The organism is Herbaspirillum sp. RV1423, assembly GCF_000577615.1.
Lineage (GTDB): Bacteria > Pseudomonadota > Gammaproteobacteria > Burkholderiales > Burkholderiaceae_D > Herbaspirillum.
Genome location: NZ_CBXX010000013.1, coordinates 101,567 through 111,830, shown reverse-complemented (window position 1 = coordinate 111,830; position 10,264 = coordinate 101,567). Strand labels below are relative to the sequence as shown.

General features: G+C 58.9%; 12 protein-coding genes. 4 read left to right on the top strand and 8 right to left on the bottom strand.

Going from position 1 to position 10,264, the window contains the following annotated elements:
- Window positions 1-109: 109 nt before the first annotated feature.
- The 6 genes from RV1423_RS14380 to RV1423_RS14355 form a co-directional block, all read right to left on the bottom strand.
- The gene (locus RV1423_RS14380) at window positions 110-1,111 is read right to left on the bottom strand and encodes a FecR domain-containing protein (RefSeq protein WP_051516688.1); all 1,002 of its coding nucleotides are present in this window, start codon (window positions 1,109-1,111) and stop codon (window positions 110-112) included.
- A 114-nt stretch (window positions 1,112-1,225) separates the two neighbouring features.
- Window positions 1,226-1,732: an RNA polymerase sigma factor gene (locus RV1423_RS14375; RefSeq protein WP_034297777.1), complete on the bottom strand. Its 507-nt coding sequence runs from the start codon at window positions 1,730-1,732 to the stop codon at window positions 1,226-1,228.
- The gene (locus RV1423_RS14370; protein WP_081768829.1) at window positions 1,729-2,451 is read right to left on the bottom strand and encodes a TonB family protein; all 723 of its coding nucleotides are present in this window, start codon (window positions 2,449-2,451) and stop codon (window positions 1,729-1,731) included. Before RV1423_RS14370 ends, RV1423_RS14375 begins: the two co-directional genes overlap by 4 nt.
- Window positions 2,452-2,820: 369 nt before the next feature.
- A complete protein-coding gene (locus RV1423_RS14365; protein ID WP_034297775.1) occupies window positions 2,821-3,219 on the bottom strand; it encodes a group II truncated hemoglobin in 399 nt (132 codons plus the stop codon).
- 29 nt (window positions 3,220-3,248) lie between these two features.
- Window positions 3,249-5,750: an ABC transporter permease gene (locus RV1423_RS14360; protein ID WP_034297774.1), complete on the bottom strand. Its 2,502-nt coding sequence runs from the start codon at window positions 5,748-5,750 to the stop codon at window positions 3,249-3,251.
- Window positions 5,751-5,869: 119 nt separating this feature from the next.
- Window positions 5,870-6,220, bottom strand: a complete 351-nt coding sequence (locus RV1423_RS14355; protein WP_034297772.1) for a hypothetical protein — start codon at window positions 6,218-6,220, stop codon at window positions 5,870-5,872.
- Window positions 6,221-6,336: 116 nt separating this feature from the next.
- Here RV1423_RS14355 and RV1423_RS14350 point away from each other — a divergent pair, with 116 nt between their 5' ends.
- Both RV1423_RS14350 and RV1423_RS14345 read left to right on the top strand, forming a co-directional pair.
- Window positions 6,337-6,732 carry a lysozyme inhibitor LprI family protein gene (locus RV1423_RS14350; protein ID WP_034297769.1) on the top strand — a complete coding sequence of 132 codons (396 nt, stop codon included), beginning with the start codon at window positions 6,337-6,339 and terminating at the stop codon, window positions 6,730-6,732.
- A gap of 147 nt (window positions 6,733-6,879) precedes the next feature.
- The gene (locus tag RV1423_RS14345; RefSeq protein ID WP_034297767.1) at window positions 6,880-7,173 is read left to right on the top strand and encodes a PsiF family protein; all 294 of its coding nucleotides are present in this window, start codon (window positions 6,880-6,882) and stop codon (window positions 7,171-7,173) included.
- 106 nt (window positions 7,174-7,279) lie between these two features.
- Here RV1423_RS14345 and RV1423_RS14340 read toward each other — a convergent pair whose 3' ends face one another.
- Window positions 7,280-7,915, bottom strand: a complete 636-nt coding sequence (locus tag RV1423_RS14340) for a LysE family transporter (RefSeq protein WP_034297764.1) — start codon at window positions 7,913-7,915, stop codon at window positions 7,280-7,282.
- Between the two features lie 183 nt (window positions 7,916-8,098).
- Between RV1423_RS14340 and RV1423_RS29075 the strand changes: the two genes are divergently transcribed.
- Window positions 8,099-8,254 (top strand): DUF3096 domain-containing protein, encoded by a 156-nt coding sequence (locus tag RV1423_RS29075; protein ID WP_081768828.1) that lies wholly within the window; start codon window positions 8,099-8,101, stop codon window positions 8,252-8,254.
- A gap of 47 nt (window positions 8,255-8,301) precedes the next feature.
- The gene (locus RV1423_RS14335; protein WP_373419962.1) at window positions 8,302-8,670 is read left to right on the top strand and encodes a hypothetical protein; all 369 of its coding nucleotides are present in this window, start codon (window positions 8,302-8,304) and stop codon (window positions 8,668-8,670) included.
- A gap of 121 nt (window positions 8,671-8,791) precedes the next feature.
- On the opposite strand, the gene tilS is transcribed toward RV1423_RS14335, so the two are convergent.
- Window positions 8,792-10,219 (bottom strand): tRNA lysidine(34) synthetase TilS, encoded by a 1,428-nt coding sequence (gene tilS, locus RV1423_RS14330; protein ID WP_034297760.1) that lies wholly within the window; start codon window positions 10,217-10,219, stop codon window positions 8,792-8,794.
- Window positions 10,220-10,264: the final 45 nt, after the last annotated feature.

The window sequence follows — 10,264 nt, the reverse complement described above, 5'->3', positions numbered from 1 at the left end:
TCATTTCACACTTAGCGCACAAAAACCCGCAAAAAAAATGACACCAGTGCGATGTCATTTTTTTGTCATAAAACAGGGCTGGCAATTAACTCCGCAGCCAACGCCGCAGCTAACTCAGCACATACAAACCGCCCGGCAACGAAGTGGCTTGCAGGTCGAACGAACGCTGCAATTGCGACAGCGCGAGATCCAGCGACGCGATGTAGAAGCTGCCGCTCACAGGCTTATCGCGCACGGCGGCATTCATGAGAACGACCTTGCCCGGACGATAACGATTGATCTCATCGATGACCCTCCCCAGCGCAACTTCGTTGAACCTGAGTTCCCCATGACGCCAGGCCGATACCAGTTGCGGCTCGATCGCGGCGATGCCGCTGAGCGCGTGACGGTCATAGACCGTTTGCTGACGCGCAGTCAATGTACGCTCGCCCGCTGGATGGCTGACGGAAACCGTGCCGGCAAGGCAAGTGACGCAAATTTTGTCGTCGACATAGCGCACCTCGAAGCGCCCTTCGCTCGACGTGCTTTTCCCCACGCTCGCACTGACGGAAAATACCCGGCCTGTCGTCTTCAGATCGACCGCGGCTTCACCACCCAGCAATTCGATGCCCGCAATCCGATCGGCGACGACCTGACGGCGAATACTGGTTTGCGTGTTGAGCGTAAGGTGTATACCGTCGTTGAGCTCAAACGAGCGCTGTTCGCCGATGACAGTGCGATCATCCGCGCTCCATTCGCCAGGTGCTGCCCACAAGCCGAACGGCGGATGCACCACCGCCACGGCGGCAACGGCTGCGGCAGTTACCGCTGCGCCCATGAACAGACGGCGTGTCGGCTTGACAAGAAGAGGGATATTTTGTGAACCGGCGGCCCTTCCCAAGTTCGCAACGTCGACAGGCGCCATCGCGCTCGATGCCGACTTGACCAGCTCCCAATGACGTCGCGCAGCACTGAATGCCGCATGATGTTGCGGGCTGGTGCGCACCCAGCGTTTGAATCCGTCGAGATCCCATTGCCTGACATCGCCCGAATGGAGCAAGCGCAACCAGACCCAGGCTTGTTCTTCAAGCTTGGCCTCCGGAGATATCTTGTTGTTCGAATGTGTCTTCATGCTGTGGGATGTCTGCCGGCTTGCAGTTGCCGACTGTTATCGTAAATGGAAACGTTCTTTCGTGGTCGCCTCCTGATTCTATGACGAACGACGGTAGGGGGTAACCGCACATTTTTACTCATTTTTTCTCTGGGCGATCAGGAAGTCATGCGCTTTTTTCAGATCCGACTCGACCGTCCGCAGAGAAATATCCAGACGCCGGGCCACTTCCTTTTGCTCCATCCCATCCCAATGCACCATATAAATCACGTCCTGCTGGCGTTTGGGCAGGCGCTCGATATGGCGCAGCACGGCCTCGACTTCCGAACGGGCTTGCACGATATGCTCTGTGCCGGGCGCCGGATCGGCCAGCTCGATGACTTCGTTGACCTCGTCCAGCGACACCGAGCGCGACTGCCGCCGTTGGATATCGATCGCGATGTTGACGGTCATGCGCAGCAGATAGCCGGCGGGATTTTGTATCGTTTCTTCCTCTTCCTTGCTCTGCAGGCGCAACCAGGCGTCCTGCAGCGCGTCGCCGGCAAGATCGCTACTGCCCAACATGCGCGACAGACGCGATTTGAGACTGCCATAGTGTCTGATCAGATAATCGACCAAGCTTGAAGTCGCTTGCTCGCTCATTGCCGTCCATCCTGATTGCGGTCTTGATTGCTCTCGTCGCAACGCATGCTTGCCTCTGCATCGTTCGGCACGATCAGCATGGTCAGCGGCTGCGGCATATCGACAGGTGGCGCCGGGTTCATTTGCAATTGCCGCAATACGTCGAGGACAGCCTTGTCCCGTCCCTTATCGCCGGTAGAAGTCAGCAGGACCGACTGCTGGATCTTCCCGATGGCGTCCACGCGGAAACGCAACAAGGTGCGATATTGTCCGGGTGCCGTCCTCGGACTGCTGCACAGCGTCTGCCAAATACGCTTTTGCAAAAGCCTCGAATACAGCACCCAGCGCTGTTCGCCTTTCACTACCAGATTGTCGGACGCAAGCTTCAAAATGAAAGCGCGCGAGGCGCCTGAATTGAATTCTTCGGCAATCAGCCCGGTTCCCGTGAGGATGACGTGTAGCGCGTCCTCGGCGGCATAGTCGCCTTGAATCGCCGTCGACGTCCGATTGGCGACCAGCTCGCTGCGAAACAATGTGGGATAGTGCGTGAGACTTGCGTATTGTTGCAATGCCAGGGACAACGGAATAGATGCGATGTTGAAAGAAAACAGTTCGGCTTCATCCGTTTCACCCTGCCCTGGCAATACCGATTGAACCACTGCCTGCGTCGCGGAAATGCCTGTACTTACCAGGCACCCTGCCAGTGTAAGCACACCGACCAATGCCGAACTAGCTGTCATGGTTCGAATAAAGTGCGACCAGTTGAAGAAATCGGGACACGTGGATACCACGCGGAATGAACGCGGATTGTATTCGTCAAAAATGACAGTTCAATGACACTGAACGGGCCGACAGGACTGCGACCGGAAGTGGCGGCATAAGGCCGTCATAGCGAACTGCGATCCAGTCAAGCATCGTGGTTGGCTGAATGGGTGGAATATCCGTTCAAATGCTGTCCGCCAGTCCATGCGCGCCATCGCGCAACATTAGCTTTCGGTCTTCTCTGACCATGCCGTACAGTCTAGAACTCATTTCATCAATAGGCGTGAGATGCGTTCTAATAGCCGCCAAGATGTCGAGAAGAAAGCTCAGGGGGTTTTCCCAACCAACTATTTCTGGTTTACTAACCAATCGGCGGTCTGGAAAAACGACTGCATCAGCCGTGTGCGCAAGGCTTCATCGAGGCCGGTGTCTTCCATCGCCCAGGCCATGCAACGCAGCCATTGGTCGCGCTCGGAGATGCCGATGGGAAACGGTAGATGGCGCGCACGCAGGAAAGGATGGCCGAAGCGTTCGATGTACAGGTTGGGACCGCCGCTCCAGCCGGAGAGGAACCAGTAGGTCTTGTCGCGCGAACCGTCGAGCGACGCCGGATGCAGCGCCCGGAGGCCAGCGAACTCCGGCTCGAGGTCCATCAGGTCGTAGAAACGATCCACCATTGCGCGCAGCTTTTCCGCGCCGCCGATCATGTCGTAGACAGTCGGTTGATTGAGTTCTTCGATTTGCATAGACCGAGATGATACCCGCTTCAGCGTGCTTATGCCTCTCGCAGCGTCTGCAACGGCGGCTTCGACAGCACGTCGCGCAAGCCGGCCCAGCCGCCGAATACGGCGCACAGAATGCCGATCGCGGCGCCGGACAGCCACAGCCACGGACTGAAACGCCATTCGAAGTCGAACACATAATGCGCCAGCGCCCAGCCGATGCCAGCGGCGCCGCTCGCCGCCAGCAAGCCGGCCACGCTGCCGATCAGCATGACTTCGATGCGTTGCGCCTTTGCCAACTCCCGCCGCGTGGCGCCGAGCGCGCGCAGCAAACCCGCCTCGCGCACGCGCTCATCCTGGGTGCCGACCAGCGCGGCATACAACACCAGTACGCCCGCCGTCAGCGTGAACAGGAACAGGAATTCCACTGCGGCAATCACCTGATCGACGATATCCTGGATCTGCTTGAGCACGCTGCCGATGTCGACCACGGTCAGGTTCGGAAAATCGCGCGTGAGCACATTGCCGAGACCGGCCTTGGCGTCCGGCAAATGGAATGCCGTGATCCAGGTCTGCGGCATGTCCTTCATCGCCGCCGGATTGATGATGACGAAGAAATTGACGCGCAGCGAGCCCCATTCCAGCTTGCGAATGCTGGTGACCGGCACGCTGATCAGTTGACCGGCGATATCGAATTGCAACCGGTCGCCCAGCTTGAGTCCGAGCGTCTTGGCCAGCCCCTCTTCCACCGAAGCTTCGGGACGGCTGTCGTCATACCATTTGCCGCCGACGATGGTGTTCTGCGCCGGCACGTCGCGCATGGTTGAAAGGTTGAATTCGCGGTCGACCAGGCGTTTGGCGCGGTCTTCCTGATACGTATCGTTGGTCACCGGCTTGCCGTTGATCTGCACCAGCCGGCCGCGGATCATCGGGAACAGCCGTACTTGCTGCAAGCCTTCCTGCGTCAGTTTTTGTTCGACCACGTCTTTTTGGTCGGGCTGGATGTTGATGACGAAGCGATTCGGCGCATCCGCCGGTGTGGCCTGGCGCCAGGCGCCGATCAGGTCGCCGCGGATCACGGTCAGCAACAGCAGGGCCATCAGGCCGAGGCCGAGCGCCACGATCTGCATCGTGGTCGCACCGGGCCGGCGCTGCAAGCCATCGATGGCGAAGCGCCAGCTCTGGTTGTCGAACAGGCCGCGCAAGGATTGCACGCTCTTGAGGCAAGCCCAGGCGACCAATGCAAACAGCGCAAAGCCGCCAAGGAACCCTGCGGCCGTCATGGCGCCCAGCTTGATGTCGCCGGCCTGCCATAGCAGCAATCCGGCAAACACGATCATGCCCAATACATAGGCGGCGATGCTCATCGCCTTGGGTGCAGACGACTCGCGCCGGATCACGCGGTTGTGCGGCACATTGCGCAACTGCAACAACGGCGGCAAGGCGAACCCGACCAGCAACAGCAAACCGATGGCGATGCCCTGCAACGCCGGCCACCAGCTCGCCGCCGGCAACGCGGTCGGCATGAAGCGGCCGAGCCACTCGATCAATGCAAAATGGGCTGCAAAGCCGAGCAATACGCCAAGCCCGCTGCCGGCGAGGCCGATCACAACGAATTCCTGCAGGTACATCACCGTGACCTGGTTTTGCGTCATGCCGAAACAGCGCAGCATGGCACAGGCGTCCAGGTGGCGCAGCATGAAACGGCGCGCGGCCATCGCCACGGCGACCGCCGCCAGCAAGGCCGACAGCAGGCCGACCAGCGACAGGAATTGCTCGGCGCGGTCGAGCGTGGCGCGCATTTCCGGCCGTCCCGATTCAAGCGACTCGATGCGCACGCCCTTGACGTTGCCGTCGTCGATGGTCTTCTGCAGCCATTGCTGGTAGGTCTTGATCCGCTCAGGCGCGCCTGCGAGCAGCAAGCGATACGTGACGCGCGAGCCGTATTGCACCAGGCCGGTAGCAGCCAGGTCATCCATTGCCAGCATCACGCGCGGTGCGAAATTGACGAAGGCGCTGCCGCGGTCCGGCTCGACCGCGATCACGCCGGCAATACGGAATGTCTTGTCGCCCAGTTTGACGACGTCGCCGAGCTTGACCTGCAAGGCCGACAGAATGTTCGGATCGACCCATACCGTACCTGGCTGCGGCACGCCGTCGGCAATCCGGTCGGCGCCGCCGGCAGGATTGGCCAGCGTCAACTGGCCGCGCAAGGGATAGGCGCTGGTGACCGCCTTGATCGATGACAGGATGGACCGCCCTGCCGCTCCCTCGCCGGCAATCGCCATGCTCGGGAATACCACCGTCTGCGCCATCGCCAGATTCGCCTGGCGCGCCTGGTCCAGCCAGCCGGCATTGAGCGGCTGGTCGGCGCCGACCAGCAAATCGGCGCCAAGCAACTGATGCGCATCGCGCACCAGGCCAGCGCGCATGCGATCGACGAAGAAGCCGACCGAAGACAGCGCGGCCACCGCGACAATCAGCGCGATCAGCAAAAAACGCAACTCCCCGGCGCGCCAGTCACGGCGCGTCATACGCAACGATAAAGAAAACATGCAGGCCCAGACAGGAAAAATGATGGATGGTCAGCGGCGCCGCAAGACTGGCACTGAATCACTGAATGATTTGATCGACAGAATAGCGCATCCGGCGCGATCAGGTGTCAACGCAACCGTCAGCGCAGCCAGAGCGCCAGTCCTCCCAGCGTCAGCAGCACGCATGCCGCGAACAGCATCTTGAGACGCGTGCGCAGGTTATCCAGCGCCGCCACCAGTTGCGCATTCTGCTCGGCCAGCGTGTTGATCAGCGCGGAGGCTTCCAGTTGTTCGCTTTCCAATTGGGTAATGCGCTGCGTAAGCTCTGCGTTGCTGTCGGCTTCGATGATGCCGGCGTCCTCCCGGGTGACCGATTTGGCTTTCTTGGTGCGCGCCCACAGATCCTTGGCGCCGCGCACCACGGTCGGCGTGGCCTGCACGACATCCGACCACGGTATCAGTTTGAATGCGGCAATCCAGTTAATAGCCATTCATTACTCCATGTCATTGAACTCAATATGATCCGGCTCTTCTAATCCCTGCCTTTGGTATTGCCTCGTTGCTGCCACCGGTAGACACTTGCACCTAGTCAAAGTTGAGGAAAGAAATGAATTTATTCCCGTGGCGCATTGCCACTCTGTTATCGCTGTCCGCCTTCAGTCTTGCCAGCTACGCGCTCGATTGCAATCAGGCCCAGACGCAAAACGACATGAACGAATGCGCCGCCCAGGCGCTCAACAAGGCTGACGCCGAATTGAACCAGACTTACGTCGATTACCGCAACCGCCTCGGCAAAGCCCGGCAGAACGAGATTCGCGACGTACAACTGGCGTGGATCAAATATCGTGACCTGTCCTGCAAGTATGCCAGTTCCGCCAGCGTCGGCGGCTCGGCGCACAGCATAGCGCTGCAATCCTGCCTGACGGAAAAGACACAGGAACGCACCAGGGAGCTCAAGGCGCTGTCGGCATGCCCGGAAGGCGATATCTCCTGTCCTCGTTGAACCAGGGCCTGCAGGCGCTGCGCTGTCAACGCGGGCGGTTTGGCAAACGTTCATTGGCAGGCACTACAGATTCATGCTGTAATGCCTCAAGCGCAGGCCACGATATCCCAATCGCACAACCCACGTCATCCCTGAATGGAGAAAACCATGAAAAAGCTGCTCGCCGCCATCGCCCTCATCGCTCCCGTCTTGCTCAGCCCCGCCGCCATGGCGCAGAACACCCAGCAAAGCAAAATGACCTCCTGTAACAAGGATGCCACCGGCAAGAAAGGCGATGAACGCAAGGCCTTCATGAAAGAATGCCTCTCCAATAAACCAGCGATGCCGGCCGCCCCTGCAACGCAGCAAGAAAAGATGAAGACCTGCAACGCCGACGCCAAGGGCAAGAAAGGCGACGAACGCAAAGCCTTCATGAAGGAATGCCTGAAGAAAGACAAGTAAAAGTCAGGTAAGCGAAATAAGCCGCCACACTGCGGCGCACAGCAAAAAGCCCGCACATGAAATCCGATGCGGGCTTTTTTGCGTGCACAATATTACTAAAAAGACATCATGCCTGACTGCGCTTGAAGAAGAACAAGCCCGCGCCGACCAACATCAGCACGCCGCCGAAAAAACGGTTCTGCATCTTCACCGCCTTCGCATCTCGGAAAAATCGCTGCATGCGGCTGGCTGCAAACGCATAGCCATGCATCACGACCAGATCCACCGTCACCATGGTGATTGCCATGAGCAGCAATTGCAGCCACAGCGGCCTGTCGTGATTGATGAATTGCGGTAAAACCGCGACCATGAACACGATGCCTTTCGGATTGGTGGCATTGGTCAGGAAGCCGGTCACCGTGCGTTGCCACCATGCCGTTGCAGCGACAGGACGCGCAACCTCTTTATCGTCGATGTGCACCGGCGCGCGCCATTGCGACCAGCCGAGATAAATCAGATACGCCGCGCCGAGAATTTTGATCGTGTTGAAAGCCGCTTCGGACGCCACCAGCAGCGACCCCACGCCGGCGCCGGCAATGACCAGAATCAGCACGAGCGCGATCTCCAGGCCAAGGATGGTAGCGCTGGTGCGGCGCACGCCATAGTTCAGGCCATGACTCATTGACAAGACTGCTCCCGAACCGGGAGAAATCGCGATCAGGCAAGCCGCCAGAAAAAAAGCAAACCAGGATTGAAAAGCCATGCCGTCACTTTCTGCAGGTAAATCGGATCAGCATTATAGAACTCATTTCATCAATGGGCGTGAGCGCCTATTGACGAAATGAATTCCAAGGACAACCGGCGCCATACGCTGAACTCCGCCATGCGAACACCGTCTGATAGGAGATAGCTGTTCCGATCAAGATCAACCTGCAAGGAGCGCCACATGAACATCCATCTGTCTTTCGGCCCGCTGGTGGCTTTGATTGCCGGCATTCTGATCCTGGTGATGCCGCGCCTGCTCAATTTCATCATCGCGCTGTACCTGATCGTCATCGGCCTGGTAGGCCTGTTCGGTTCACGCGGCTGGCCGTTTTCCTAGAAACGAAGCAGAACGGCTGCAACAGTCACTTACAAATATGGCATCTTTTGAAACACTCTGATGTCGTCGCTTCGGTTTCCGGCTCGTTAATGGAAGTAAGGCGCAACAATCTAGCGCCGATACTGAAAAAACTTCTCTTTAAGGAAATTGCCATGAAATCGAAATCCATCATCGTTGCAGCCCTGTTCTCCGCTCTGACTCTGCCAGTGTTCGCTCAAACCGGCACACCAGCTACGCCTGCTGCAGCACCGGCAACTCCTGCGGCTGCGACTGCCGCTCCCAAGGCTGAACACGCCGCCAAACACAAGACTGTGAAGCACGCCAAGAAGGTCGCGAAGGAAAAGACTGAGAAGACCGCCGATGCACCGGCTGCAAAACCTGCAACCGATGCAGCAGCACCTGCCAAGGCCAAGTAATTCAAGTAGCGTGCGATGAAGCACGCAACACGCTCAGGGCGTATCAACAAAAGCGGTTTGCCATCGAAACATGGCAAACCGCTTTTTTCATTGCTGCGCGAGGATATCGGGTACGCGGCGCTCAGCCCAGATCGGCCTGCCAGCGCAAGGCAATGCGAGGTCCGTCGCCCTGCCCGCCGATCTCGCGTTGCGCATGGCAATCCATGCCGATGCCTGCCGCATACAGGATCTGTTCCTGCGCAAACACGATGGGCAGATACGGACGTTCCCAGGCTGGTATATCCATGCTTTGATAGTGATATTTAAGGCTCTTGGACGGCCGGTTCCATGCCAGCTTCACGCGTTCGCCGCCGCTGCGCAGACATACTGACAATGGCTGTTCGCGCAACCATGCCGCGTTGAAACCTTGTTCGGCAACGTCGAAAAACAGGCTGCCGGCAAACTGCGGGAAATGCAGTTTTTCTTCGCCGCGCCAGACAAACGGTTGCGGCGCCGTATTCTCATCGAACAGCGGCCGTCGCGGCGTCAGGAAAACACGCTCGCGATAACGCCGGATATGGCAATCGGGGTGCGTCACGCAAAGTTGCGCATCATATTTCGCATCCAATAATTGCGTGCGCAATTCCAGCAACCACGCCGCCGACGGCATGCGCAAGCCACGCAGGCCAAACCAGTAGCGCAACAGGTTGTCGATCCGTTCCGGGTCGAGTCGGCGCAAGGCCGGGACGCTCAGGTATTCTCCATCCATGCATGCGGCGAGGTCCTGGCTCGCGAGCACGATCAGCAACCGCTGTGCCGATTGCGCATGTCCTGCCGCGCGCGCAAATCGCTCCTGGAATCCTGGAAAGAATTCCGCCAGCACCGGCATGACCTTGTGCCGCAACGCATTGCGTGCATAGCGCGTGTCGCTGTTGGATTCGTCCTCCACGAACTGCACTTCCTGCTGCTGCGCGTATCGCTCGAGTTCGCTGCGCGATGCGGCGAGCAAGGGGCGCGCCATCAGCAATCCGGCATTGCCGAGCAACTCGGCCGCCTTGTTGGCGCTGTCCATGCCCGACAGGCCGGCCACGCCAGCGCCGCGCAGCATTTGCAACAGCACGGTTTCGGCCTGGTCGTCCAGATGATGCGCAGTAAGCAGCAACTCCACGCCGTGTTCGCGGCACAACGCGCCGAGCGCCTGATAACGAGCAACGCGCGCAGCCTCTTCCACGCCGCTTTTGTCCTTCTGCACGAGCGTGATGTTGCGCGTGCCGAAAGCGACGCCAAGACGTTCGCACTGTTGCAGACAATGCGCCTGCCACCGGTCGGCGTTGACGCTGATGCCATGATGGATATGGAACGCAAACAGGCGCACGCCACGCTCGCGCGCAAACGCGGTCGCGATATGCAGCAGTACGGATGAATCGAGTCCGCCGCTGTAGGCAATTGCCATCGAGGGAAATGCGGCGGGAAACGTGCCTCCGTTATCGAAACGATGCGAAGTGCTCAACGCAAGCAGGGCTTGGGCAAGTTGTTCCTGGAGGGATGGGACGGCGCCTGAGGCAGACATGTGCGTTTTTCCTGCTCGCAGAAGAGACAATGGCCTCAAACGAGG

What these genes read in the sequence shown, in the direction of transcription:
- RV1423_RS14380 (WP_051516688.1), bottom strand. Translation starts at nt 1,111, where the DNA reads ATGAAGACACATTCGAACAACAAGATATCTCCGGAGGCCAAGCTTGAA.
- RV1423_RS14375 (WP_034297777.1), bottom strand. Translation starts at nt 1,732, where the DNA reads ATGAGCGAGCAAGCGACTTCAAGCTTGGTCGATTATCTGATCAGACAC.
- RV1423_RS14370 (WP_081768829.1), bottom strand. Translation starts at nt 2,451, where the DNA reads ATGACAGCTAGTTCGGCATTGGTCGGTGTGCTTACACTGGCAGGGTGC.
- RV1423_RS14365 (WP_034297775.1), bottom strand. Translation starts at nt 3,219, where the DNA reads ATGCAAATCGAAGAACTCAATCAACCGACTGTCTACGACATGATCGGC.
- RV1423_RS14360 (WP_034297774.1), bottom strand. Translation starts at nt 5,750, where the DNA reads ATGTTTTCTTTATCGTTGCGTATGACGCGCCGTGACTGGCGCGCCGGG.
- RV1423_RS14355 (WP_034297772.1), bottom strand. Translation starts at nt 6,220, where the DNA reads ATGGCTATTAACTGGATTGCCGCATTCAAACTGATACCGTGGTCGGAT.
- RV1423_RS14350 (WP_034297769.1), top strand. Translation starts at nt 6,337, where the DNA reads ATGAATTTATTCCCGTGGCGCATTGCCACTCTGTTATCGCTGTCCGCC.
- RV1423_RS14345 (WP_034297767.1), top strand. Translation starts at nt 6,880, where the DNA reads ATGAAAAAGCTGCTCGCCGCCATCGCCCTCATCGCTCCCGTCTTGCTC.
- RV1423_RS14340 (WP_034297764.1), bottom strand. Translation starts at nt 7,915, where the DNA reads ATGGCTTTTCAATCCTGGTTTGCTTTTTTTCTGGCGGCTTGCCTGATC.
- RV1423_RS29075 (WP_081768828.1), top strand. Translation starts at nt 8,099, where the DNA reads ATGAACATCCATCTGTCTTTCGGCCCGCTGGTGGCTTTGATTGCCGGC.
- tilS (WP_034297760.1), bottom strand. Translation starts at nt 10,219, where the DNA reads ATGTCTGCCTCAGGCGCCGTCCCATCCCTCCAGGAACAACTTGCCCAA.